This window comes from Acinetobacter sp. YH01024 (assembly GCF_013420195.1).
GTDB lineage: Bacteria > Pseudomonadota > Gammaproteobacteria > Pseudomonadales > Moraxellaceae > Acinetobacter > Acinetobacter amyesii.
This window is the reverse complement of the sequence record NZ_VOYQ01000025.1, coordinates 1-26,448: the sequence shown is the minus strand read 5'-3', so window position 1 is coordinate 26,448 and position 26,448 is coordinate 1. Positions and strand designations below refer to the sequence as shown.

At 42.2% G+C, this 26,448-nt stretch carries 23 protein-coding genes and 1 pseudogene; 8 read left to right on the top strand and 16 right to left on the bottom strand.

The genetic code is table 11. The annotated features are described in order from the left end of the window. Nucleotides 1–26: 26 nt before the first annotated feature. Nucleotides 27–458 carry a large conductance mechanosensitive channel protein MscL gene (gene mscL, locus FTT88_RS11250; RefSeq protein ID WP_078192339.1) on the bottom strand — a complete coding sequence of 144 codons (432 nt, stop codon included), beginning with the start codon at nucleotides 456–458 and terminating at the stop codon, nucleotides 27–29. A 290-nt stretch (nucleotides 459–748) separates the two neighbouring features. Further along, a complete protein-coding gene (typA, locus tag FTT88_RS11245) occupies nucleotides 749–2,584 on the bottom strand; it encodes a translational GTPase TypA (RefSeq protein ID WP_078192340.1) in 1,836 nt (611 codons plus the stop codon). Nucleotides 2,585–2,757: 173 nt separating this feature from the next. Between typA and FTT88_RS11240 the strand changes: the two genes are divergently transcribed. The 3 genes from FTT88_RS11240 to FTT88_RS11230 all read left to right on the top strand — a co-directional run bounded on the left by FTT88_RS11240 (nucleotide 2,758) and on the right by FTT88_RS11230 (nucleotide 6,692). Next, on the top strand, nucleotides 2,758–4,128 hold the full coding sequence (locus FTT88_RS11240) for a uracil-xanthine permease family protein (protein ID WP_078191151.1): 1,371 nt from the start codon (nucleotides 2,758–2,760) through the stop codon (nucleotides 4,126–4,128). A 66-nt stretch (nucleotides 4,129–4,194) separates the two neighbouring features. Further along, nucleotides 4,195–5,229: a methyltransferase gene (locus FTT88_RS11235; RefSeq protein WP_168378529.1), complete on the top strand. Its 1,035-nt coding sequence runs from the start codon at nucleotides 4,195–4,197 to the stop codon at nucleotides 5,227–5,229. Beyond that, nucleotides 5,229–6,692: an amino acid permease gene (locus FTT88_RS11230; RefSeq protein WP_180005021.1), complete on the top strand. Its 1,464-nt coding sequence runs from the start codon at nucleotides 5,229–5,231 to the stop codon at nucleotides 6,690–6,692. Before FTT88_RS11235 ends, FTT88_RS11230 begins: the two co-directional genes overlap by 1 nt. Before the next feature lie 243 nt (nucleotides 6,693–6,935). Here the strand turns inward: FTT88_RS11230 and ligA are convergent, their stop codons facing one another. From ligA to FTT88_RS11205, 5 genes are all read right to left on the bottom strand, one after another. Beyond that, a complete protein-coding gene (gene ligA / locus FTT88_RS11225) occupies nucleotides 6,936–8,969 on the bottom strand; it encodes an NAD-dependent DNA ligase LigA (protein WP_180005020.1) in 2,034 nt (677 codons plus the stop codon). Between the two features lie 98 nt (nucleotides 8,970–9,067). Beyond that, nucleotides 9,068–10,120, bottom strand: coding sequence for a cell division protein ZipA C-terminal FtsZ-binding domain-containing protein (locus tag FTT88_RS11220; protein ID WP_180005019.1), 1,053 nt, complete (start codon nucleotides 10,118–10,120; stop codon nucleotides 9,068–9,070). 1 nt (nucleotide 10,121) lies between these two features. Then, a complete protein-coding gene (gene smc / locus FTT88_RS11215) occupies nucleotides 10,122–13,571 on the bottom strand; it encodes a chromosome segregation protein SMC (protein ID WP_180005018.1) in 3,450 nt (1,149 codons plus the stop codon). A gap of 10 nt (nucleotides 13,572–13,581) precedes the next feature. Then, on the bottom strand, nucleotides 13,582–14,277 hold the full coding sequence (locus FTT88_RS11210) for a GntR family transcriptional regulator (protein WP_078191157.1): 696 nt from the start codon (nucleotides 14,275–14,277) through the stop codon (nucleotides 13,582–13,584). Between the two features lie 147 nt (nucleotides 14,278–14,424). Beyond that, nucleotides 14,425–15,237, bottom strand: a complete 813-nt coding sequence (locus FTT88_RS11205) for a sulfite exporter TauE/SafE family protein (protein WP_168378525.1) — start codon at nucleotides 15,235–15,237, stop codon at nucleotides 14,425–14,427. A 29-nt stretch (nucleotides 15,238–15,266) separates the two neighbouring features. Here FTT88_RS11205 and FTT88_RS11200 point away from each other — a divergent pair, with 29 nt between their 5' ends. From FTT88_RS11200 to FTT88_RS11190, 3 genes are all read left to right on the top strand, one after another. Continuing rightward, complete coding sequence (locus tag FTT88_RS11200) at nucleotides 15,267–16,022, top strand: biotin--[acetyl-CoA-carboxylase] ligase (RefSeq protein WP_180005017.1); 756 nt, start codon at nucleotides 15,267–15,269, stop codon at nucleotides 16,020–16,022. A gap of 22 nt (nucleotides 16,023–16,044) precedes the next feature. After that, nucleotides 16,045–16,773: a type III pantothenate kinase gene (locus FTT88_RS11195; RefSeq protein ID WP_180005016.1), complete on the top strand. Its 729-nt coding sequence runs from the start codon at nucleotides 16,045–16,047 to the stop codon at nucleotides 16,771–16,773. A gap of 225 nt (nucleotides 16,774–16,998) precedes the next feature. Further along, nucleotides 16,999–17,676: a hypothetical protein gene (locus tag FTT88_RS11190; RefSeq protein ID WP_180005015.1), complete on the top strand. Its 678-nt coding sequence runs from the start codon at nucleotides 16,999–17,001 to the stop codon at nucleotides 17,674–17,676. A gap of 143 nt (nucleotides 17,677–17,819) precedes the next feature. On the opposite strand, the gene FTT88_RS11185 is transcribed toward FTT88_RS11190, so the two are convergent. Then, complete coding sequence (locus FTT88_RS11185; protein ID WP_180005014.1) at nucleotides 17,820–18,413, bottom strand: alpha/beta hydrolase; 594 nt, start codon at nucleotides 18,411–18,413, stop codon at nucleotides 17,820–17,822. Between the two features lie 283 nt (nucleotides 18,414–18,696). Next, the gene (gene ffh, locus FTT88_RS11180; protein ID WP_078191163.1) at nucleotides 18,697–20,100 is read right to left on the bottom strand and encodes a signal recognition particle protein; all 1,404 of its coding nucleotides are present in this window, start codon (nucleotides 20,098–20,100) and stop codon (nucleotides 18,697–18,699) included. 138 nt (nucleotides 20,101–20,238) lie between these two features. Here ffh and FTT88_RS11175 point away from each other — a divergent pair, with 138 nt between their 5' ends. Further along, nucleotides 20,239–21,048, top strand: coding sequence for an inner membrane protein YpjD (locus FTT88_RS11175; RefSeq protein WP_180005013.1), 810 nt, complete (start codon nucleotides 20,239–20,241; stop codon nucleotides 21,046–21,048). A 132-nt stretch (nucleotides 21,049–21,180) separates the two neighbouring features. On the opposite strand, the gene FTT88_RS11170 is transcribed toward FTT88_RS11175, so the two are convergent. Then, nucleotides 21,181–21,390: a cold-shock protein gene (locus FTT88_RS11170; protein WP_067761877.1), complete on the bottom strand. Its 210-nt coding sequence runs from the start codon at nucleotides 21,388–21,390 to the stop codon at nucleotides 21,181–21,183. Nucleotides 21,391–21,839: 449 nt separating this feature from the next. On the opposite strand from FTT88_RS11170, the gene FTT88_RS11165 reads away from it, so the two are divergent. Beyond that, a complete protein-coding gene (locus tag FTT88_RS11165; RefSeq protein WP_180005012.1) occupies nucleotides 21,840–22,772 on the top strand; it encodes a tRNA-dihydrouridine synthase in 933 nt (310 codons plus the stop codon). Between the two features lie 92 nt (nucleotides 22,773–22,864). Here FTT88_RS11165 and FTT88_RS11160 read toward each other — a convergent pair whose 3' ends face one another. From FTT88_RS11160 to FTT88_RS11135, 6 genes and pseudogenes are all read right to left on the bottom strand, one after another. Continuing rightward, entirely contained in the window at nucleotides 22,865–23,233 is a 369-nt protein-coding gene (locus tag FTT88_RS11160; RefSeq protein ID WP_180005011.1) for an SseB family protein, read from the bottom strand. A 62-nt stretch (nucleotides 23,234–23,295) separates the two neighbouring features. Next, nucleotides 23,296–23,942, bottom strand: a pseudogene (locus tag FTT88_RS11155) (NERD domain-containing protein). Between the two features lie 45 nt (nucleotides 23,943–23,987). Beyond that, on the bottom strand, nucleotides 23,988–24,470 hold the full coding sequence (locus tag FTT88_RS11150) for a methylated-DNA--[protein]-cysteine S-methyltransferase (protein WP_180005010.1): 483 nt from the start codon (nucleotides 24,468–24,470) through the stop codon (nucleotides 23,988–23,990). Between the two features lie 37 nt (nucleotides 24,471–24,507). Then, nucleotides 24,508–24,825 carry a quaternary ammonium compound efflux SMR transporter SugE gene (gene sugE / locus FTT88_RS11145; protein WP_078191206.1) on the bottom strand — a complete coding sequence of 106 codons (318 nt, stop codon included), beginning with the start codon at nucleotides 24,823–24,825 and terminating at the stop codon, nucleotides 24,508–24,510. A 55-nt stretch (nucleotides 24,826–24,880) separates the two neighbouring features. Further along, complete coding sequence (locus FTT88_RS11140; protein ID WP_180005009.1) at nucleotides 24,881–25,198, bottom strand: multidrug efflux SMR transporter; 318 nt, start codon at nucleotides 25,196–25,198, stop codon at nucleotides 24,881–24,883. A 300-nt stretch (nucleotides 25,199–25,498) separates the two neighbouring features. Beyond that, nucleotides 25,499–26,448: copper resistance protein B (locus FTT88_RS11135; RefSeq protein WP_218955736.1), on the bottom strand; the 950-nt coding region annotated here is incomplete at its 5' end.

Below are 26,448 nucleotides of genomic sequence, written 5' to 3'. Positions count from 1 at the left end.
TAAGCGCCGTTTTCACTGCTAAAGGATTAACCTTTACGTTTTAATTCATCACGAATTTCACGAAGTAATTCGATATCTTCTGGAGTCGCCTCTGGAGCTGGCTCTTCAACTTTTTGACGGCGCAATTTGTTCATCAATTTCACTAACCAGAATACGACCCATGCCAAAAGCAAGAAGTTGATTAAGATAGTTAAGAAGTTACCGTAAGCCAAAACATTAAGGCCTGCATCCTGTGCTGCTTTTAGCGTGGTTAAATTGTTTGGGTTATCGCCCAATACTAAGAACCAATTTGAATAATCAACGTCACCACCAAGGATCCAAGAAATAAAAGGCATGATAATGTCTTTTACCATTGAATCGATGATTTTACCGAAAGCACCACCAATGATGACACCTACAGCCAAGTCCATCACGTTGCCTTTTACGGCAAATTCTCTAAATTCTTGAATAATACTCATGTGATCTCCAGAAATTTTTTCAGCTTTAATTTTGTGACGAAGTATACATTATATCTGTATAACTATTTCCACCTAATTTACTTGGTTTTTATTAGATTCTAAATGCCATGTATAAAAATTCACACAAAACATTTTTGATTTTGGTAATACATTCTATTAAAAAGGATTTATCAAAATTATGCATGTCGAATTAAATGAATAAAGTCATTCAATTTTTGCATTTTTATTCAAAACGCCCATGCATAAAAAAACCGCTAACCTAAGTCAGCGGTTTTTTTGAAACTGTAAAATTAAACGTTACGGTTACGTTTACGTTCGTTTTCAGTCAACCAGCGTTTACGGATACGGATTGACTTAGGCGTTACTTCAACTAATTCGTCGTCTTCAATAAATTCAAGCGCTTGTTCAAGCGTAAATTCAATGTGCGGAACAAGAGTCAACGCATCATCAGTACCAGAAGCACGTACGTTAGTTAACTGTTTCGCTTTAGTTGGGTTAACAGTCATGTCGTCTGAACGCGAGTTAATACCAACGATCATACCTTCATAAACTTCTAACTGAGGTTTAGCGAATAGACGGCCACGGTCTTGTAAGCTGAATAGTGCATAGCCCAAGCAAGTACCTTGAACCATAGAAATCAACACACCGTTTTGACGTTTCGCAACAGTACCTTGTTTCATTGGACCGTAGTGCGAGAAGCTTGAAGTCATGATACCTGTACCTGAAGTCATAGTTAAGAATTCAGAACGGAAACCAATCAAACCACGTGAAGGAACTGTTGCTTCAATACGGATACGGCCTTTACCGTCAACTTCCATATTGGTCATTTCACCTTTACGGTGACCCATTTGTTCCATTACAGCGCCTTGGTGCTGCTCTTCAACGTCAAACGTTACGTTTTCGTATGGCTCTTGTTTTTCACCATCAATTTCTTTGATGATTACTTGTGGACGAGATACGCCCATTTCGAAGCCTTCACGACGCATGTTTTCAATAAGAACTGAAAGGTGAAGCTCACCACGACCAGATACTTTGAAACGGTCAGGACTGTCAGTATCTTCAACACGTAATGCTACGTTGTGAATCAATTCGCGATCTAGACGTTCACGGATATTACGTGAAGTTACGAATTTACCTTCTTTACCAGCAAACGGTGAGTTGTTTACTTGGAAAGTCATCGATACAGTAGGTTCGTCTACAGAAAGTGCAGGTAAAGCTTCAACTGCTTTTGGATCACAGATTGTGTCAGAGATATGAAGTTCATCAATACCCGTTACACAAACGATGTCACCAGCAGAAGCTGATTCAACATCGATACGCTCTAATCCATGGTAACCCATGATTTTTAAGATACGACCGTTACGTGTTTTACCGTCTTTGTCGATTACAGTTACAGGAGTGTTTAATTTCACTGAACCACGTTGAATACGACCAACACCGATAACACCTACGAAGCTGTTATAGTCAAGTGAAGACACTTGCATTTGGAATGGACCGTCAACGTCAACCGCTGGTGGTTCAACGATGTCTACAATTGTTTCGAACAATGGAGTCATGTCTTCAGCAAGTTCTTCTGGAGATGGACCAGCCACACCACGAAGACCTGAAGCATATACAACTGGGAAGTCTAACTGTTCGTCAGAACCACCAAGGTTGTCGAACAAATCAAATACTTGGTCAATTACCCAGTCTGGACGAGCGTTTGGCTTGTCCACTTTGTTAATAATTACGATTGGTTTCAAACCACGTGCGAACGCTTTTTGCGTTACAAAACGAGTTTGTGGCATTGGGCCTTCTTGAGAGTCAACAAGAAGAAGTACGCAGTCAACCATTGACATTACACGTTCTACTTCACCACCGAAGTCGGCGTGTCCCGGGGTATCCACGATATTGATACGGTATTCAGTGTTAGTACGCTTGTCTAACCATTTGATTGCAGTGTTTTTTGCAAGAATGGTAATACCACGTTCACTTTCAATAGCGCCAGAATCCATTACACGTTCGATCTCGCCTGCGCGATCGCCAAGAGCACCTGATTGCTGTAAAAGTTTGTCTACAAGAGTAGTTTTACCATGGTCGACGTGCGCGATGATGGCAATGTTACGGAGAGTTTTAATATCTGACATGTGAATTCGATACGCCTAAAGTTTGAGGGCAAATTATACAGAAAAAATATAGATTTTAGTAGTGACAGTTTATTGACAATCGCATTTTTTTTGACGACTGGCACGCTTTTGGTTTTGTAAAGCTGTGTAAACAGATTAGAATAGCGCCACCTAGCCTTAATTTTCAGTGCCGCATGTCTGATTTAAACCAATCTCCCGAAGCAAAAGATCAACTCGATTTAGTCTATGGATTGAATGATCGACCAAAACCTTTTATTGCTTTCCTCGCTGCGTTTCAACATTTATTGGCCATTATTGTCCCAATTGTGACGCCGGGTCTGCTGATCTGTTTGGCACTTGGTGTGTCAAAAGAAGACACCAATATGATTCTTTCGATGTCATTGGTGATCTCTGGTATCGCAACCTTTTTACAATGTAAAAAAGTCGGTCCATTTGGTGCAGGTCTACTGATTGTACAAGGAACCAGCTTTAACTTTATTGGTCCTATTATCGGTATTGGTTCTGCAATGGTTGCGGCAGGTACACCTGTAGAAGCAGTGATGGCATCTATCTTTGGTGTGGTGATCGCGGGTTCATTCATTGAAATGGGCGTATCACGGATCTTACCGTGGGTGAAAAAACTGATCACTCCATTGGTAACAGGTATCGTGGTGTTATTGATTGGTCTGACTTTAATTAAAGAAGGCCTGATCAGCATGGGTGGTGGTTATCAAGCCATGGGCGATAAAACATTTGCCAATGCAGACAACCTCATCATGTCTTGTACCGTTTTGGCACTTATCATTTTACTGAACCGTGTACGTATTACATGGGTAAAGAGTTCTGCCATCCTGATTGCCTTAGTCGTGGGTTACATCCTTGCAGGCTTTATGGGTCATTTAAACTTTGATGGTTTAAAAGATGCGCCACTGGTTCAAATTCCAACACCGATGCACTTTGGCTTAAGCTTCTCTTGGAGCTTGTTCATTCCAATGGCATTTATCTACCTTGTGACATCCTTGGAAGCGATTGGTGATATTACCGCGACTTCTAAGCTTTCAAATCAAGCTGTAGATGGTCCTGAATGGATGAAGCGTATTAAAGGTGGTGTATTGGTGAATGGTGCAAACTCATTCCTTGCCGGTATCTTTAACACGTTCCCAAGTTCTGTATTTGCGCAAAACAACGGTGTCATTCAGTTAACAGGTGTTGCAAGCCGCTATGTGGGCATTTGGATTGCTGCCCTTTTGGTTATTTTAGGCTTACTTCCTGCTGTAGCAGGTGTCATTCAAGCGGTTCCACAAGCCGTGCTTGGTGGTGCTGTGATGGTAATGTTTGGTGCTGTAGCAGCCTCGGGTATCAATATCTTGTCAGGCATTCATTTAGACCGCCGCGCACTATTAATCATTGCGATTTCATTGGCATTGGGTCTAGGTGTTGCACAAGTACCACAAATCCTTGAACATCTTCCTGAATTGTTCCGTAATATCTTCAGTTCAGGCGTTGCCACTGGTGGTATCGCTGCCCTTATTTTGAATATTGTTCTTCCTGAAGTGAAGAAGTAAGTTCATTTGTCAAAGAACACTGCCTAGGTTCCGCCCTAGGCAGTGTTTTTTATGATGGAGAAATCTATGGATCTCACAAGTGAAGTCGTTATACGACAGATCGATTTATTACAAGATCGCGTGCTTTTCGTAAATGCACCGACAGATGACTTACTCAGTCAATTGAATGACAATATTAAGCCATCGATTTGGTGCTGGAATTTTAATGATTTTCAGTACTTTCAAAATCAACAGTCAAACGTCCATTTTGGTGTCGATTTTCCTGAAGGTCAGTTTGATCAAGCGGTTATTTTTGTTCCGAAATCAAAAGAACTGCTAAATTATTTATTACACAATGTCGCAAGTCATCTTGCTCAAGGTGCATCTATTTTCCTCGTGGGTGAGAAAAAAGGCGGTGTTGAACGCGCTGCAAAACAATTACAGCCCTTTGGTAAAACACTAAAAATTGATAGCGCGCGTCACTGTCAAATGTGGCAAACCCTATTGGAAAAAACTGTCACACTGAAGCCACTGCAAGATTGGGTGCAAAAATATCCAGTTGAAACCCCAAATGGTGAGCTTACGATTTGCGCACTGCCGGGTGTCTTTAGCCAGAACCGTTTAGATGTGGGTACGGCTACCTTATTGCCTTATTTATCACAGATGACTTCGGGCAAAATTGCTGATTTTGGCTGTGGAGCGGGTGTTATCAGTGCATATTTAGCCAAACTGAATCCTAAAAATCGTATTTTTGCCATGGATGTAGATGCCTTTGCACTGGCGTCTACACAAATGACATTTGAACAAAATTTGCTTGAACCTGAACAACTTGAAATTAAAGCGGTCACAGGAATCGAGGATGCACCACTATTTTTACATGCCATAGTCAGCAATCCACCCTTCCATCAAGGGATTCAAACCGACTACAATGCCAGTGAAAATCTATGCAAAACTTCGCGCAGACATTTGAAGTCTGGGGGTGAGCTTTGGATTGTTGCCAACCGATTCCTCAATTATCCGACTTTAATTGAGCAGCATTATGGTCAATGTACAATCAAAGCCGACCAACAAGGATTTAAAGTCTTGTTTGCGAGCACGCAAAAAAATCTTAAGGAACAATGATGAGCGAAACTCAAAAACCAGCTCAGCTTCAGCGTAAGTTGGGTGCTCGCCATCTCAACATGATTGCAATTGGTGGATCAATTGGTACAGGTTTATTCCTTGCCTCAGGTGCAACCATTGCCAATGCAGGCCCGGGTGGCGCCCTGCTCGCATACTGCTTAATTGGTATCATGATTTACTTCTTGATGACCAGTTTAGGTGAGCTTGCAACACATAACCCAACTTCGGGTGCATTCTTTACCTACGGCACCAAATATGTCGAGGGCGGTTTCGGCTTCGCTTTGGGTTGGAACTATTGGTACAACTGGGCGATTACCGTGGCATTTGAATTGGTTGCAGTCCAATTCATTATGAAATTCTGGTTTCCAGATATTCCGGGCTTTTACTGGAGTGCGATTTTCCTCGCAATCGTCTTTGCCATTAATGCGCTGACCGTAAAAGGCTTTGGTGAATCCGAATTCTTCTTCTCCCTTGTTAAAGTGCTCGCAATTGTTGCCTTTATCATTATCGGTCTGTTTATGATTGGCAAAATCATGCTGACACCGGGTGTAGAAACATTTGCCAACTGGAGCAAGGGTGAAGCCCCATTTGTCGGTGGTTTATCTGCCTTGATTGGTGTGGCCATGATTGCTGGTTTCTCTTTCCAAGGGACTGAAATGGTTGGTGTGGCTGCAGGTGAATCGAAAGATCCTGAAAAGACCATCCCTATTGCCATCAAGCAAATTTTCTGGCGTATCTTGTTGTTTTATATCGTGTGTATTTTCATTATCGGCACTCTTATTGCCTATGATGACCCACGTTTATTACAAGCAGCATCTACTGAAAATATTGCACTATCACCATTTACCTTACTGTATGAAAAAGCAGGTTTTGCCTTTGCTGCATCGGTGATGAATGCGGTGATCTTAACTGCGATTTTATCAGCGGGTAACTCTGGTATGTACTCCTCTACCCGTATGCTCTTTGATATGGCACGTAAAGGCAGTGCGCCGAAAGTCTTTGGTCGCTTAGATGCACGTGGCGTACCAATGAATGCACTTTATGCAACTACAGCGATTGCGGCACTGTGCTTCTTAACCACATTTATCGGTGAACAAGCGGTCTTTAACTGGTTACTGAACATGTCAGGTATGTGTGGCTTTATTGTGTGGCTCGGTATTGCAGTTTCACATTATCGCTTCCGTAAAGGCTACTTGGCTCAAGGCAATAAATTAGAAGATCTTGCTTACCGTGCAAAATTCTTCCCATTTGCACCGTGGTTTGCCTTTATTTTGTGTGCCATCGTGGTCCTTGGTCAGAACTATCAAGCCGTTTTAGATGGTGAGTGGTTGGCCGTTGTTTCTACCTATATTGGTATTTTCTTATTCCTTGCCATTTGGTTCGGTTATAAGTGGAAACACAAAACTAAGTTGGTTTCCTATCAAGAAATGGATGTAAAACCAATGAAAGTTGATCAAGAATAATGTGATCACTGAATAAAAATAAGCAGCTTCAGGGCTGCTTTTTTATGGCTAAAATTGTGTCTCAATACATTCACGCTTTAACAAAATATTTCGTGAGTAATGTTGAGGAATGCTGTCTGATCTATCACCAACAACTGACACGCTCACTCAATCATGTTAAGCACCAAAAATAAAAACGCCCAATGCAATGCATCAGGCGTTTGTTCAAAAGTAACTACGTTTTCAGGTTAAATTTTTCAATACTTAAGAAGCATTATGCTGTTGTACAAAGGCAATAAACTCTTCTTCACTCATCACGGGAACACCCAACTTTTCAGCCTTTTCTAATTTAGAACCTGCCTTTTCACCCGCAACTACACATTTGGTTTTACCTGAAACACTACCACTGACACGTGCGCCTAAAGCTTGTAGCATTTGCGTCGCTTCATCACGCCCCATGGTGCTCAGAGTCCCTGTAATCACCCAACTTTCGCCACTCAGTGGCTGACGACTTGGCGCAACCGGTGCATCCCAATGAATCCCTGCTGCCAACAAACGATCAACCACTTCGAGATTATGCGGCGCTTGGAAAAAGTCGACTATCCATTCTGCGGTAATATCACCAACGTCTGGCGTTTTTTTCAAGGATTCGAGATCTGCATGGCGAATCGCATCAAAGGTTTGGAAGGTATTGGCGAGCATGCGTGCCGTTGTTTCCCCCACGCCTCGAATACCGAGTGCATAAATAAATGCACCTAGTGTCGTTTTCTTACTATTTTCAATGGAATCGATAAGGTTTTGAACTGACTTCTCACCCATTTTTTCAATAGTCAGTAATTTTTCACGATGCTCATGCAAGCTATAAATATCAGCAACATCTTTGAGCAGATCCAAATGTAAAAGTGATTCCGCCCAACGGTCGCCTAAGCCCTCAATGTCCATAGCTTTACGTGATACAAAGTGACGAATCGCCTCAATACGCTGTGCAGCACAGTACAAACCACCTGAACAACGTGCCAAGGCTTCACCTTCGGGCATCACGACAGGAGATGCGCAGACTGGACAACATGCAGGCAACTGAACTTCTACCGTATCTACAGGACGGAATTCAGGCCATACTTTTTCCACTTTTGGAATCACATCACCGCTACGGTAGACACTGACCGTGTCTCCTACACGTACATCTAAACGGTGAATTTCACCAATATTATGTAGAGTCACATTGGAAACTGTTACCCCACCGACTGCAACAGGGTTTAAACGCGCGACTGGGGTTAAAGTCCCTGTACGCCCCACTTGCCAATCAATATTTTCAATCGTCGTCAGCGCTGCGACTGCAGGGAATTTATATGCCGTTGCCCAACGTGGTTCACGACTTAAAAAACCCAATGTTTGCTGCTGCTTCAGGCTATTTACCTTAATCACCATGCCATCAATTTCAACACTCAGGCTTGGACGATCAATGATCATTTGCTCATACGCAGCTTGTACGTCCTGAATGCTGTCACAAATAAAGTGACGTTCACCGACAGCAAAACCAAACTGTGTCAGCCATTCTAAGCTAGCAGACATGGTGGTTTGACCATGATGTGGTTCGCACTGTGCAATGCCATAAGCATAAAAAGCCAAAGGACGTGAAGCCGCAATTGCAGGGTCGAGTTGACGTAAGCTGCCTGCTGCTGCATTTCGTGGGTTGGCAAAGGTTTTTTCACCTTTGGCTTCGTTTTCAGCATTGAGCTTTTCAAAGCCTGACTTTGGCATCAGGACTTCACCACGAACTTCAAGCAGACTTGGAATTTCAGTCTTTGTAGTAGTCAGTACTTTAGGTAAATTTCGAATGGTTTTTACATTTTGGGTAATGTCTTCCCCTGTTTCACCATCACCCCGTGTCACACCACGGACTAAAATGCCATTTTCATACCAAAGAGAAATGGCCAGCCCATCAAATTTTAATTCGACATCATATTCAATTTTTTGATTCGGTAAGCGCTCTTCCGCACGACGGGCAAAGGCAAATAAATCTTCTGCATTAAACACATTACCCAATGACAACATGGGTACTGCATGGGTTACAGATTCAAACTTAGACAAGGCCTTTCCACCCACTTTTGTGGTTGGTGTATCAGGTTGCACTAAATCAGGGTATTGCTCTTCTAAGGCTTTTAATTGGTGAAAAAGTTGATCATATTCACTGTCCTCAATTTCTGGCGTGTCCATGACATAGTAGGCATGGTTATGTTTCGCCAAGAGTTGAATCAGTTGTCGCATCTGTGCAACGACAGTGGATTGTTGTGTCATACATTCACCATAAAAAAGGGCGGTTCATGCTCCGCCCTCAAATTTCATTATCTGTTGCTATTATAGAAACCCACTCGGTGAGTTTCAATCAAAGACGCTTAGACTTCGATAGCTTGACCTTGACGATAATCAATCGCTTGATGACGCCAATGTTCACGCATCTGCGGTGTAAATTCTTGGTTATTTTGATCATACACAGTACCGTCAATTTCACGTGCAATTAGACGTGAAATGCTGTCCATGGTATCAAAGGCATTTTGCACATCGCTGTGTGGCAGCGCCAAGAAGAAAGCTAAACCTTTTACTTCTTCAGTCGATAAAGTTTCAAGATCAAAACCTTGCGCAGCGCCATCATTATTCATTTGTAATACAGAGAATAATAACTTTGTGCCTTCTTCATCATAACGATGGAAACAGGCCATTTCGCCGAAGCGTAAACCGTATTTCAGTAACACTTTTAATGCTTTTTCACCTGACAAGGCACGGCTATCAGGGAACACATTTAAGGCGATATAAGTTTCCGCAGTCGCTAAAGCACTTTCTTCATCAACAATTTTTTGTTCATGTAAATGAGCATCCAAAATACTGCTTTCTTCATCAAAATCGCTAATTTCAGCTTTTTCAATTGCACTATTTACACTAAATTCTGGTGCTTTTTCTGCAGGAACAGCGTCAGCCTGAACATTCGTCGCAGGAGTCGCTGCGTGATTGGCATCGGTGGCTACAGTTGCAACCGTTGCAGATTCTGTTGTTTCTGTAGACAATATATTGTCTTCTGTTGCAGTTTGAGCTTTTTCAACTGAAACGGGATCCGTCGTAGTCGTCTCAGTCTTTGCCGTAGCCTCAACGCTCTGCTCTGCTTGTTCCGTTGCCGTTGCTTCTGGCGTTACATTCGCTTGAACAGCTTCAGTCGTTTCAACCGCTGTGACTTTTTCCTCAGCCAAAGTCGGCTCTACACGTTGCGTGGTTTCAGGTGTATTTAACTGATTTCGTACATGGCGCGGAATAACAGGTTGCTGACTATCAGGGTCAATATGTAATTCGGTGTCGAGTGATGGCGCTGCATCCGCAGGTTTACGAAACATCATTCGAATGCCCACAACCATGATAATTACAGCGATTACAATCCCAGCTATAGTGGTGATTTCCATGTTATGCCTCCGCAGCTAAACCGTATTCTTTGGCCTGCTCAATATTCACAGTCACTAATTTTGAAGTTCCTGGTTCTGGCATGGTCACACCAAGTAAGTCAGTTGCCATTGTCATTGCCAGTTTATTGTGTGTAATGTAGATAAATTGCACTTGTTCTGAAAGCTCTTTTACAAGATTACAAAATCTTCCTACATTTGCATCGTCTAAAGGTGCATCGACTTCGTCTAAAACGCAAAATGGCGCAGGATTTAGGCGGAAAATCGCAAAAACCAAAGCCAATGCGGTCAATGCCTTTTCACCACCTGACAATAATGCCAAAGAGCTATTTCGTTTACCCGGTGGTCGTGCCATCAGTTTTACACCCGATTGCCAACCATCTTCAAGGCTTAAACTTGCTTCACCACCATTAAATACTTTCGGAAACAACTCTTGAAGTTCAGCATTAACCTTATCAAAGGTGGTCATAAACAGCTTTCGCGTTTCCTGATCAATGCTTTTCATCGCGGCTTGCAGTTGCTCAACAGTCTTTTGCAAGTCATCCATTTGGTGGCTTAAATCATCAAAGCGTTTAGAAACTTCAGTATATTCTTCTGCCGCAGCCAAGTTGACTGCACCCAATTTATCAAACTGCTGCTGCGCTTTTTCGAGTTTTTGCTGATGGGATACCACATCAATGCTTAAACCTGTCAGCATTTCGCTGTTCATTTCTTTCAGCTGTTCAGAATAATGCTGTAAATCAGACTGCGCGGATTGCCAAGCCAGACGCTTTTCTTCCAATTGCGTACGCAATTTTTCATCTTGCTGTTGATGTGAATGGCGTTGTTCAGTCAATGTCTGTTGTTTACTCTGAACATTATTCAGTTCAAGCTGCCAATCATTCCAGGTTTTTTGTAAACGTTCAGTGACTTGGGCTTGCTCTGAATACTGTGACTCAAGCGCAGGCAATTCTAACTGTACCGGATCGACAAATTTCTTTGCCTGCTCCATCTGTCCAATAATTTGCTGAGTTTGCGCTTTCAAAAAGACCGTGTCTTTTTCTAATAATTCAATCTGTTGTTTTGTCTGTACAGTCTGACGACGCACAATTTCCAATTCTTGCTGACTGTGTAATGCCACTTGCTGAGCACTTTCCAGTGCTAGACTCAACTCTTCAACTTGGAATTGCAAGGTTTTATAATTGGGCAAAGCTTGCTCAAGCTTCATCGTCAGCGCATGCAAATCAATTTCCAAATCGTCTTTTTGCATGGCATCTTCTTCAAGCTGTGCTTCAAGTTGCTGTAATTGATCTTCTAACTGCTGCTTTTGTAATGCAAAAGCCTGATTGGAACTTTGTACCTTCGCAATGGCAACATCAGCATTTTGAATGTCTTTTTGCCAATTTTTTAATTGGCTATGTTGCTGTTGCAGATTTTGCTGTAAAGCTTGTACGGCATTTTGCAACTCAGGCAATTGGCCTTCTAGTTGCGTTAGCTTTGGCTGCTGCTCTGCAAGTAATTCAGTCAATTCATCTAAGCGAATACGGTGGCTCAATGCACCTTGCCCTGCTTGGCTGTCCTCATCATAATCTAGACCAATCACCCAATCTGCACCGACATGATAACCATCGAGCGTGAGTATTGACTGACCTGCGGCCAGTTTAGCCTGATGGCTCAATGCCACTGTCAATGTTTCAGCAATCGCGACCTGCTGCCAGATCGAAAGTTGAGGGGCTTCAATCCACGTCGCCAAAGCTTCTAATCCAACGATTTGTGCTGCTGTGTGATAACTGCCTTTGACCTGACGTGCAATACTGTCTTGAAAATTATCACTGTGTCCCAAGACTTGAGCACTCAGCCATTTAGACAAAAATTTCTCGACCAGTTGCGCATGCTGTTTACCTTGCGTGCTCAACTGCAACTGCTGCATTAAATGTTGACGCTGGCTTTGCTGCTTTGGACTGGCTTTAATCATCAATTGATTTAGGTTTTTCTGCTCGGACAACAGCACCTGTATTTCTGACTTTAACTGCAGCACCGTATTTTTGTGCTGTGCCTGCTGTTCTTGTGCAGCTGCAAGCTGTGTCTGCGTTTCGGCAATCACCTGCTCTTGTTGCGTAATTTGTTGTTCGAGCTGTTGCTTATCTTGCTGATACTGCTCCAACTCATCTTGCTGCGCCTGATGCTGAATTTGACCTCGTTGCTGTTGCAGAGTCTCACGTTGTTGCTCAATACGACCAATATTTTTGGTCAATTGTTCACTCTGCGCCAACATCTGTAGCTTTTGCTGTTGCTGCTTTTCAACTTGCCCACGGCATTGTTCAAATTGTTGAACCGCTTGTTGATGCTGAGCTTTCAAATCGGCTAACTGCTGGGTCTGTTCCTGACTACTGCTTTCTTGGCGCTGTAATTGCTCAACAAATCCATCTTGCTGTTCTTGCAGCGTTTCCAGTTGTAACTCCAATAACTGTAAACGTTCTTTGGTTTGAGCTTTTTGCTTTTCAAGCTCCACCAAACTTGCCGAATTTTGTGCAAATAAACTCTGCTTTTGCTCCAGCGTCATTTTCAACTCAGACAGTTTCTTTTCCGCCTGTTGCCATTCGCTTTGTAATGGTGTGGACTGTTGAATAAGCCGTTGAAATAAAGCACTGGTGGAAGATAAGTCATGCTCTAGAGTATTCAGCTCAGAACGAACCAGTTTGAAGGTTTCCCCGAGCTCATTCATCTGAAGCGTGTATTCTTGCTGTAAACGTTTACTTTGCTCACATTGGAAAGACAGCACTTCGATCTTAATAGTACGAATTTGGGTTTCTAATTCTTTATATTGCACCGCCGTTTCAGACTGACGCTTTAAGGTTTTCAACTGAGACTTCAGTTCTGATGCAATGTCTTCGAGACGTTCTAAATTTTGAGTGGTGTGTTCTAGATGCTGTAAAGTTTCACGACGACGAGCTTGATAGCGAGAAACCCCAGCTGCTTCTTCAATATACACACGCATTTCTTCAGGTTTGGCATCGACCAAACGGTTGATCATGCCCTGTTCAATAATCGCATACGAACGTGGACCTAAACCGGTACCTAAGAAAATATCGGTAATATCACGACGGCGGCATTTGGTGCCGTTGAGGAAATATTCGGATTTACCATCACGATTGACCTGACGACGAACTGCCAGTTCAGTATAGGCATTATAAGCGCCACCTAGCTTGCCATAGGTATTATCAAAACGCAGTTCAACACTCGCCATCCCGACTGGTTTACGCTTTGCCGTTCCGGTAAAAATAACATCTTGCATGGTGCCACCACGCAATTGACGGGCACTGGACTCCCCCATAACCCAACGAATGGCATCAATCACATTGGATTTACCACAGCCGTTCGGTCCAACAACCGCACTACGGTTGCCTTCAAATTTTAGAGTTGTGCTATCGGCAAAAGATTTGAAGCCGGAAAGTTTTAAACTGCTTAAACGCATAATGTCCTGATCAGCGGCGTGAACGTCTCGCCCACGCTAATTCGATTTGTTTCATCCGTGTTAGTGATTCCAACACAAGGTTGCGTAAGTGTCGACAAAAATCTTCCATAAATAAAGTGGCTTGATGTGATTTTCTGATTAAAACTGCATCAGTCACTAATTTAAACAAATCAAAAGATTCTTGTAGTTCACGTCGTGAAATATTCAGTGTCAGAAAATAACTGCGTCTGAGTGATGGCAACAATTCTTGGTAATAACGCATCAGGTAGGTATTTCCCACCATTTCATGCTGACGAGCCATGCCCTGAAAAATCAGATCATAAAACTTTTCAGTATTGCCTTGGCGAGTTTCCACGTCTAATTGTTCAAGTAATAACTGAATACGCTCAGCTTCATGGCTGCGCCACGTTTCCGCCATACGATGCACAATTTGACCCAACAATAATGCCGCAATATCAAATAATGAGCGCACTTGTAAAGCCGACATTTCAGAGACTAAGGCGCCACGTCGTGGGTAGATTTCAATGAGCTGAGTCCGTTCTAAAATCAATAAAGCTTCACGAACAGAGCCACGGCTCACATCCAATTCGGCCGCGATTCTGAGTTCCTGAATACGCTCGCCTTCGACCAACTCACCGCGAATGATTTGTTCACCGATGTGTTTGGCAATTTGTTCCGACAAACTGTCCGCTTCTTGTTGTTGCATACTGTTCCTATCTTTTTTTTATAAGATGCAATGTTCAGATTTACACTCAATCTATTTGCATTAGAAACGATAAGCAACCTAATTGAACATGACATTGTCTGACAATCTTGTGTCAACAAAGCCAATTTTTTCAGTCAAAACGGACAATCATGCGCCAAAGGCTTGCATACCTTGGTAAATAAAATAGCAGCCGACTGTTGTTAATAAACATGCAAAACAACGCTTTAGCATAAATGGCGACAACATATGAGCCACTTTCGCACCCAATTTCGCAGTGATGAAGCTCATTACACTAATCCCGATAAATGCATAAATATGGATATAACCAATGGTATTGGGAACCACGATATCGGCTTGATGACCAAACCACATAAAGCCGAGGGCCCCAGCAATCGCAATCGGTAAACCACATGCAGCAGACGTTGCGACTGCTTTTTGCATAATGACGCCATTTTTATTCAAATACGGGACGGTTAAGCTGCCACCACCAATACCGAAGATCGCAGAGGCAATCCCAATGCCACCGCCTGCTGCCATTTGCATGGCTTGTGAGGGTAAATGTTTATTCGGATCGACAGGTGTCGCAGCACCGCGAAACATTTTAAAGGCCACCCAGACTGCAAAAAAGCCGATTAACAGTTGCAAGCCCTGCCCTGAGAGATAATCTGCAATGCCAGCACCGAGAAATGAACCGATCACCAAACCCGGTGCCAAATTCCGAAAGACATTCCACAGCACTGCACCTTTTTTATGATGCGCCGAAACCGAACTGAGTGAGGTCACAATAATCGTGGCCAAAGAGGTGCCCACCGCCATGTGCATTATCACACTGGGATCATACTGAAGTTGGGTAAAGACGATGAATAAAATCGGTACAATAATCAGGCCACCGCCAACACCAAATAGCCCCGCAGCAAAACCAGCGATTGCACCAATCAGTAAATATATGATTAACTCCATCAATATTATTCCACAACTCTCAGATTCAAATGGATTTAGAGACCAGACATTTACAGCAATTGCTGAGCACAGTACCTCAACCGCCTGAAGTTTTATTACTGAAGCCCATTACCACATCGACCAATGACGATGTCCGTGAGATTGCCAAAAAAGGCATTCAACATGTTTTGGTATGCAGTGAACAACAGACTCAAGGCCGTGGGCAACGCGATCATCAATGGGTCTCACCCGTTGGTAATATCTATTTAAGCACATTGCTGAATTTACAGACAGCGATAGATGGACGGCTTGCACTCGAAATTGCCTTAAATATCTTACAAATGCCAAGTTTGCAAAATCTCGCTTTACAAGTGAAATGGCCCAATGACCTGTATAGCCCACAAGGCAAATGGGGCGGGATTTTGATTGAACCGATTTCGCCACATCAAGCGATAGTCGGCGTTGGCATGAACTTATTTCCGATTCCATCCATAGGAATTGAGCAACGTGCAACATCGTTATCTGAACTCGGACTTCCCTCGCCAAACCGGTTACAGTTAATTACTGAACTGTATGCAGCAATTCAACTTGCAGGTGAATGGTTCGATCATAACTGCTATAACCTCGCTGAACGATTCAACCATTACGCTGCATTTATGCAACAGCCCGTTGAGCTTGAACATCTGCGAGGCAAAAGCCAAGGCCGCTTTCTCGGTATTGAAAATGATGGTTCGATCAACATCCAAACTTCGCAGCGCTTAGAAAATCATTTCCAAGGTCGCTTACGTTTAGCAGATCAATCATAAACAGGATTGCAAAGGCCTACTGATGAAAAAATTATGGCTCGATGTCGGTAATACACGGCTGAAATACTGGATTACCGAATACGATCAAATCATAGAGCATGCTGCGGAACTGCATTTACAGTCGCCTGCCGAACTACTTCTCGGTTTGATCCAACACTTTAAAAGTTTGGACTTAGGTCAGGTCGGGATTTCCTCGGTACTCGACAAAAAAAATAATGATCGGATTCAAAAAATTCTTAAATTTTTAGCCGTTCCTGTCACTATTGCCAAAGTACATGCCGAATATGCGGGCTTACGCTGTGCATATGAAGACACCAGTAAATTCGGGATCGACCGTTGGCTGCAAATGCTGGCTGTGGTCAAAGACCCTACACAAAAATACTGTGTCATTAGCTGTGGCACGGCACTCACCATTGACTTAACGGATGGCTTACAACATTTAGGCGGCTATATTTTGCCAAATTTGTATTTGCAACGTGATTCGCTCATCCAAAACACCAAAGGCATTAAAATTCCAGATGCCACCTTTGATGAGCTGTCTCCTGGTAAAAACACCATAGACGCTGTTCATCATGGCATCTTGCTCAGCTTGGTCAGCACCATTGAAAAGGTTCTCGACAAATATCCAAGTCAGTTGATTTTAACCGGTGGCGATGCTGCGCTATTTGCACGCTATTTAGAACAATATCAGCCAGCTGTCGAAGCAGATTTGCTGCTTCGAGGCCTACAAAGTTATGTAAATGGCGTGTAATTTAGCCATCTTTTGATAGCAAACTGTGAAAGCGTGATGACCAATGGTGATCACGCTTTTTTATTGATGGTCATTTCATATAAGCGTGGTTACAAATTGTATCGCGATTCATGACCTTTTTTCGTCCAAGGAATTACAATAGCCTGCGATGATCGACAGATACATCAGCAACTTTATAATTTAAAAATGTCTTTCAAGATAGAATATAAGACGAAGAGTATAGATATGAAATTTAAGAATTTACTGGGTTTAAGCCTGCTCGCCTCTACATTATTCTTCGGCGGTTGTACCACCACACAAAATCTAGCCAACTCTAAAATCCCTGCCGAAATCAAATCTCAGCTCAGCACCTCTGAAGCAGTTTTGGGCTATTTTGGAGATGAAGATAATCCTGATTACTGCGGCTGCGTATCGTATATTGACTCAAGTTATTACATGACCCCAGTCCAAGACGGCTATTACCGTGTACTTTTAGGTCGTAATGCCACAGGTGATTTTTTAGTTCAAGATTTTTACCAAGAAACCAAAACCCCTCAATCCTCACCTGCTTGGGTTAAAGATCCGATGAAACTATTTAGTTTCAGTGGCAGTGACATCGAAGGTCCGGTAACGCTTTATCGCAAAAATGGCAAAGTAGAATCTACCTTTGTGAACCAAGATGGCGTGAGCATCCAAGGCGAAGAGTTTTATCCAACAGGACAACGTGGCGCAGCGTATAAAGTCGATGAAAATGGCAATGACGCCTATCGCTTATGGTATGCCTCAGGAAAAATTGCGGCTGAATATGTCGTCGATACCGATGGTGAATATGTTGGTGCTTATAAAGCATGGCAGGAAGATGGTCGCGAAGCCAATGACAACATTGACGACATTCGTGAACGTGTTGCTTTAGAACTCGACTGATCTATCAACAAATCGAACAAACAAAAGGCGCAGATTGCGCCTTTTTTTATCTTCAATTGCACCTATTGCATGATCAATTTTAGTTTTCACTATTACCTTATCTACAAAACACGCGATCTATTAAACACGCGCACAAAACCTATCTAAGCCGTTAAAATTGGCTCTAACACGTGCCACAGTTGTGGAATCTCAGAAAAGCCATCTTTTGCTGTGAAATGCCCGGCTTCTTTCACTTCATAAATTTGTGCATTTATAAAATTGCCCAATTGGATCGCAACCGGTGGCGGCACGATAGGATCATTGGATGAAATCAAGCTGATACAAATCGGCATATAGGTCTGTAAAACACCGCTATCCATTTTTGCACGTTGAATAAATGCGGTTAATTCAGGTTGTGTCGGTAAACTACTTTTAAAACCTGACACAAAAACGCCCGCTTTAATCCGTGTGCCATGCTGTTCAAAATATTGATTGAGATAATGCAGCGTAGTTAAGCACCCCAAACCATGTGCAATCACGATGGTATTTTCATCCAAATCTGGCATTTGCAACGCTAGAAATTTCTGCCAATGGTCAAAATCAGGTTGTGCTGCATTTGCCATCACGATGCGTCGAGAATAATGTCCTGCTTCCTGCAGCTTTCGTCCCAACCAAGGAAACCAATGATCATTCGGCGATGCATCATGACCATGAACAATATAGATCTTTTGGCTTTCTGGCGTATGCAGTGTATTCATGATTTGATTCTTATTTTAGGTGATTATTTTTAGTGAAGCTTTCAATTTGCAGTTCGGCAAATTTTCACCTCTGTTTTAAACCTTTCACCAACATGGTCTCAATGTCAATTTGGCATCTTTTTGTAATGATTTAGCTCAGTTCGGTATCTATCTGCTGGTATAGCAAGATTCCTTCATCCAGTACTTGCTATCAAATGTACCCTACCACTTTACTTGAACGCACAGTCTCGTCAAATTGCAGCCATAAAAAAAGGCGCAGAAAGCGCCTTTTTTTCAGTCCAAATTACTTCGGATCTTTACTACCAAACAATGGACCCATGCCACCGCCGCCAAATTGTTTTTGCATATTGCCTAATGATTTCATCATTTTTGCCATACCCGTTGGGTTGGCAAATTTCTTCATCATTTTCGCCATTTGCGCATGTTGCTTGATGAGTTTATTCACTTCAGCAACATCCATACCACAGCCTGCTGCAATACGTTTTTTACGGCTTGGATTCATCAAGTCTGGGTTACGACGTTCTTTAATGGTCATCGATTGAATAATCGCTTCCATTTTCTTCACTTGCTTTTCAGGATTTGCTTGTGCAATCGCATCTTGAATCCCTGAGTTGCTCATGCCTGGAAGTTTATCCAGGAAGCCCATCATGCCGCCCATTTTGTTCATTTGTTCAAACTGCATCAGCATATCTTCAAAGTTGAAGCTACCGCCTTTTTGCAGTTTTTTCGCCATTTTTTCGGCTTTTTCTTTGTCGATTTTACGTTCAACTTCTTCGACCAAAGAAAGTACGTCACCCATACCCAAAATACGCTGTGCGATACGTTCAGGATGGAATGGCTCTAGGGCATCGAGTTTTTCACCCATACCCAAGAATTTAATCGGCTTGCCAGTAATGGCACGAACAGAAAGTGCCGCACCACCACGTGCATCACCATCCGTTTTTGTCAGGATCACACCTGTTAAAGGCAAAGCATCATTAAAGGCTTTTGCCGTATTCGCCGCATCCTGACCGGTCATGGCATCAACCACGAACAATGTTTCAGTCGGCTTAATTGCTGCATGAAGCTCTTTAATTTCATCCATCATTTCGTCATCTACATGTAAACGACCTGCTGTATCGACAATCAAGACATCAGCAAATTGAATTTTTGCTTGCTCAATCGCACGATTTGCGATGGTAATCGGTTTTTCGTCTGCGCTTGATTCAAAGAAAATCGCGCCAACTTCACCTGCAACTGTTTGTAGCTGTTTAATCGCTGCTGGACGATAAACGTCGGCAGATACCATTGCTACTTTTTTCTTTTGACGTTCTTGTAAGAAACGTGCAAGTTTTGCCGCAGTGGTTGTTTTACCCGCACCTTGCAAACCTGCAAGTAGCACAACAACTGGTGGTTTTGCCGCTAGGTCTAGGCTTTCATTCGCCTCACCCATCATTTTGGTCAATTCGTCATGAACGATTTTGACGAAAGCCTGCCCCGGTGATAACTGAGTCATCACTTCTTGGCCCAATGCTTCTTCCTTAACTTTCGCGATGAATTCACGAGTTACAGGTAACGCAACATCGGCTTCAAGAAGTGCCATACGTACTTCGCGTAACGTATCTTTAATATTGTCTTCGGTTAGCTGCCCTGAGCCAGTAACATTTCTTAAACTCTGCGTGAGTCGTTCTGTTAAGGTATCAAACATTGCAAAATCCGCTTAAAATAGCCATGAGCAAAAAATTGTTTCTTAAAATAGAAAATTTATGCATAGAATGCTATAGGATACTTTAGTTCTTGCAGAATTTATATAAATGAATATTCAACATCCTGAAAAAGGTTTGACATGATCAGTCTCCCCTTGGTTTACACGATCCTAGCATTAATCGCTTATACCACGTCTTTTTGGTATTTATTCAGCCATTTAATGTCTAAACGTGCGCCGAACCATTGGTTTATTGGTGTTGTACTTGGTTTAGGCATGTTATTGCATGCAGGTGTTTTATATAACGACATGTTGACGCCTATGGGTGTGAACTATGACGTGTTCAACCTGATGTCATTTACTTCAGGTCTCATGCTATTGCTCAGTGTGTTATTTAGTACCTATCGACCTGTGCTTGCGATGAACCTGTTGGGTATTCCTGTGGCAGCGACGGGGTTGATTTTAGGCTTTGCATTTAGTCGACAAAATCAATTTATAGAGCAACATTCACTGGGTTTAGACATCCATATTATTTTGTCGCTTTCCGCGTATGCCGTCCTACTGATGGCAACTATTCAAGCGGTTATTTTGCGTTTACAAGACCGTGAACTGAAAAACAAGCAGAAAAAACGTGTATGGGTGAGCCTGCTTCCTTCCTTCCAAGCCATGGAATCTTTGCTATTTGATTTATTGATTGCTGGATTTGCACTACTGACCGTGGCGCTTGGGTTTGGTTTCTTCACCATCGATAACTTCTTTGCACAGCATTTGGCACATAAAACAGCCTTTAGCATTATTTCATGGTTCGTCTATGGAGCTTTGCTTATTGGACACTATCGATTTGGCTGGCGTGGTCAAAAAGCTATTCGCTTTACCATTATTGGTTTTTCTCTTTTGGCAGTCGGCTTTATTGGATCTAAGTTTATTTTAGAAATGGTTTTGGGCCGCTAAGTCGACGATGAAACGATTTAATATTTTATCAAGAAGGGAGCTACGGCTCTCTTTTTTATAGCTTGATTATTCACACAGAAATAACAGGCATAAAAAAAGCGCTATACAGCGCTTTTTTTCATTACGTCTAAATTATAGAGCAACGATGTTTACAGCATTCGGGCCTTTTTGACCTTGAGCGATGCTGAAAGAAACCTTTTGGCCTTCTTGCAAAGTTTTGAAGCCAGAACCAGTGATTTCGCTGAAGTGAGCAAAAACGTCAGGACCGTTGTCTTGTGCAATAAAACCGAAACCTTTAGTTTCGTTGAACCATTTAACTGTACCAGTAACTGTATTAGACATAATAATACCTATTAATTTGTTGATTTAGCCATTGGATGATGACTGACTATAACTTGGAAAATAATAAAGAATTGAACTTCATTTCTGTAAAAAACGAAGGATTATGACTAACACTGCGATACTTAAAGAAAATTTACGAAACAATACTTTTTTTCTAGTTGCAGCCATCATACATGAAATCTTAAAAGATTCAAGCACAGTATATGTTGTTGATTCCATTAAAAAACAACAGTAAAAGCCATCTTCTTATTATTACTATCCATATGTATTTACTCATTTTATTGTTAAAGTTTTATGTCAGTCAATACTTTACGACTTTGGTCCTAATTTCACCAAATAGTTACATAAAATCTTGTCATTTCGTATTCCGCGTCACCTTAAGCACAAAACCTAGACATCCCTTTCAAAACCACGTATAACTCCGTTTTTCAATTTTTGGCTGTATGACCGTGAAACTTGTTCTTGCGCCGATGGAAGGCTTAACCGACCCAATTATGCGAGATGTGTTGACGCATGTGGGGAGTTTTGACTGGTGTGTAACTGAGTTTATCCGTGTCACGGACTCTGTCCTGCCCGATCATATTTATCATAGCTATTGTCCTGAACTAAACAATGAAGGCAAAACTGCAGCAGGAACACCGGTTCATGTGCAGTTCTTAGGTAACAATCCCACTATGCTCGCGGCAAATGCTGTACGCGCGGTAGAACTTGGTGCCCCTGCGATTGATATGAACTTTGGTTGCCCTGCAAAAACCGTCAACCGCCACCGTGGTGGTTCAGTTCTGCTAGATGAGCCTGAAGTGGTGTATGAGTTAGTCAAAGCTGTGCGTGATGCTGTTCCGAGTCATATTCCTGTATCAGCAAAAATGCGTTTGGGTTATATGGACCGTAACTTCACTATGGAAAATGCGCATGCCATCGAAGATGCCGGAGCTGCATGGGTTACAGTCCATGCGCGGACTAAAGCCGATGGTTATACCCCGCCTGCCTTTTGGGATCAGTTGCAACCCATTCGTGAAGCATTGAAAATCAATGTGATTGCCAACGGTGAAATTTGGAACAATGCCGATGCCAAACAGTGCCAACTCGAATCCGGTTGTGAAGACCTAATGATTGGTCGTGCTGCGGTGACCACTCCTGACATTACACAGTGTATCCGTCGTAATACCGATGAACCGCTGATTACATGGCATGAACTACTTGGATTACAAATTCGTTTCTTAAATGGCTCGTATAAAAAAGAAATGAATATGGTCGGTCGTTATAAACAATGGCTCGGTATGATGTCGAAACATTACCCAGAAGCCAAAGTCCTTTGGGATGAAGTAAAACGCGTCAAACCACTTGATGAAATCGTGGAAAAACTCAAAGCAGGTATGTAAGTTTTAAAACACATCGCCCAATGTTAAAACGAAAAAGTGTGAAAACACCTATCTAAGCGTAGCCGCAGAGCCTTTGATTATACCTACAGTGTTCAAAGGCTTTGTTGTTTGGCAAACTCTAAAATTGCGTCGATCTCATCTGCCAAGAACTCTTTAGGATGTTCCGAAGTCGGGTTCATCACCAAGCTTGCGCCTTTGGTAATCGCAAATAATTTTTCAGCACTGATCATGACAAACTCTGCATCTGCACCGACATCCTGTTGAAGCATCGCAAGACTCAGAAAAAATGGAATGGCTTGCTCGCCTTGCTCCGTTTCCATCAATTGAAAATGTAAATGCTGCTCAGCATCACGCTCACCCAAACAATACACTTGGTTGGCTAAAAGTTGCTGATAAAAGTCTTGGTATTGCTCAGGATGATCTAAAGTCGATTCATAAAGATGTTGAAGCGTGTCGTTCATTGTTATTGTCCGTCTATTTTTATCAGTCAGATACTGTTCACAATCCACAGCATACAGGAAGTTTATGAATTATGCCGTTGATTTAAATCTTCAACGTGCTGTCGATTTGTTTTCCACGATTTTTCTAAAATTTCTTTTTCTAAACGCAACTGTATTCGTTTAAGTTTCATTTCAGAGATCACGGGTTGCCGAAAAGTTTGAACATAGTCCACCCAAGCTGTACCCCGAAAAACATTCGACGGCATCTCTGTTTTAAACACCACTTCAGGCATAAAAACAATCACAGAATGCATATTGTCTTTATCCAGTATATCGCTCAACACCTGTTCTAACACTTTCATATGTTTATAATTTTGGTGAATCGGATTTTGAAATTTAAAACTTTTTTTATAAATCTTTTGCGTCCATTGTTTTTGTCTTTCGCTCCCAAAAATCCAGCCCTTATAGTTTTTAGTTTCAATCACAAACACACCAAAAGGTTTAAAAGAAGATGATCAATTTGAGTGGTAGCTCCCTCGCCATCTGGTAAGGTCAAATCATTTAACAATATATAATGGTCTTTCAAATAAAGTTTGACATGAACGGTGACAGCAAACTCCCCCATTTTCCCCTTTAAATATGGTTTAAATGCTTTGATTGCCCCCACAATCAGTAACAATGGAATTAGCCACCAAAACGTCGAAATGAGGGGTGCAAAAATTTGAGAAATATTCACTAATTTGATTCATTATTTTAAATAAGTATATTTTCTATTTTATTGTAATTTCTCAATTTTTAACAATATTTCTTTATTTTCTAGACCGCCCGCAAAACCCACTAATTTTCCATTTGCCCCCACAACACGATGACAGGGTGCAATAATTGAAATTGGATTTTTACCATTGGCTGCACCGACAGCACGTACGGCTTTGACATTGCCGATCTGCTCTGCAATTTGTTTATAACTGCGAGTTTCTCCAAAAGGAATTGTCAGTAAAGCTTGCCAAACTTGTTGCTGAAATTCGGTACCTTCAAAGTCTAGCGGCAAGTCAAATTGCTGTCTTTTACCTGCAAAATATTCATTTAATTGCTGTGCAGTTTTGAGCAAAATCGGGTGTTGCCGATCTTCAACCAAAGCCGCCAATCGCACACGATTAGGGTTTTCATTTTCCCAAAGGACAGCCACCAATGCGGTTTCATGTGCAACAAGTTTTAATTGTCCAACGGGTGAATCTAAAAACTGATAAGAAAGTTGCATGACATACTCCAAGCTCAAAATCGCAGCACTTCATTATTCAGGAGGACGATAATTTCATCAAGACCAGTCCTGAAATAATCAGGACCGCAGCTAGCATGCGCATGGCATTGGCAGGCTCACCCAATACAACGATGCCGAGGATAAATGAACCCACTGCACCAATCCCTGTCCACACCGTATAGGCTGTACCCAACGGTAAGGATTTCATTGCATAAGACAATAAAGCGAAACTTGCGATCATGAAAACGATGGTCAAAATACTTGGCGTCAGTTTGCTAAAGCCTTCAGAGACTTTCATACAATACGCCCAAACCACCTCAAGCAATCCCGCTACAATTAATAAAACCCAAGCCATATTTTTACCCATAAAAAAAGCACAGAGGTCAATGACCGCTGTGCTTTAAAACATATTAACTTGAAGATAATTTCATCAAGATTAGACCAGAAATGATCAGTACTGTGGCTAACATCCGCATAGCAGTTGCAGGCTCACCGAGTATAAAAATCCCCACGAGGAATGAGCCAATCGCACCGATTCCTGTCCAAATGGTATAAGCCGTTCCTAGAGGCAATGTTTTCATGGCATACGCCAATAAACCAAAGCTCAGGATCATAAAAAATAAAGTGACTAAACTTGGGCCAAGTTTTGTAAAGCCTTCTGAGAGCTTCATCGAATAGGCCCAAACGATTTCAAAAATACCAGCGAATACCAGAACAACCCAGGCCATGATGCCTTCCTCCATATTAGTAGAGTCAGGTCGTCCTGACGATTTTTCTTACTGGCTTTGAACAAAGATGTAAGGGAGGTCGTTCCTCCGAATATTGTCTCAGTATAGCAAATATGCTGACTTTTAGTGCAGTCTTTACATTTTTTGACCAAATTCAGGGCGTTATTCAGTTGAGTAAAACTCTAGTGCAGATGATTTGCGCCAAAACATAGCATGTCTGTTCAAAGGACAGATTCAGAAATAAAAAAGGCATCACCAAAACCTGTTGATGATGCCCTCTTTATTTGGTCTATTCGCCGATTAGAACTTCAGACGTACACCTGCGCCATACCACCATTGTTTTTCACTTCCAGTTTCAGCTTGCCATGCCGTATGCTGATTTCCTTTTTCATAGCTGTAAGCAACATCGATAAATGGCATCAACTTTTTATTAATTTCATAGCGTGTTTCTAGCCCTAGCCATACAGCACTGAGTCCTGTTTTTTGTGCATAGGCAGAATCATCACTCAGCACCACATCTAGGTTCAGATACGGTTTTAAAATCAATTTTTGCGTCAGCAGCAGATCACGTTCGGTTTCTAAAGAAAAACTGACCTGTTTTTCTGCACCAAGATATAAATAAGCATCGGTTTCAAAGAAATAAGGTGCCAGACCATGCAGACCCACCGCAGCATCTAACTGTTCCTTGTCCGTCACTTGATGTTCATCGACACGATAACGTGCGCCAATTTGCGCATCCCAAAAGTCAGAGATCATACGGCTATACATCACTTGAGCCGCATAATCAGCGTCTTGAGATTCTGCTTTATCGGCATGTAGTTTGATGAAGAGCTTATTTTCATCGGTCCCGATTCGACTCTCAATTTCAGTCTTTAAACTTCCACGACCATCGGCATTATTGAGCCATCGACTGTCGATCTCAGTCGCTTGATAAATCTGTCCACCATGTTCACGCTTATGATCAACAGGGTGCTGCGCAGAAGCAGCACGTGACGCAATAGATGATGCATTTGCATGTTCTGCATGTTCTGCATGTTCTGCATGTTCTGAATGTTCTGCATGTTCTGAATGTTCTGAATGTTCTGCATGTTCTGCATGTTCTGCATGTTCTGCATGTTCTGCATGTTCTGCATGTTCTGCATGTTCTGCATGTTCTGCATGTTCTGCATGTTCTGCATGTTCTGCATGTTCTGCATGTTCTGCATGTTCTGCATGTTCTGCATGTTCTGCATGTTCTGCATGTTCTGCAT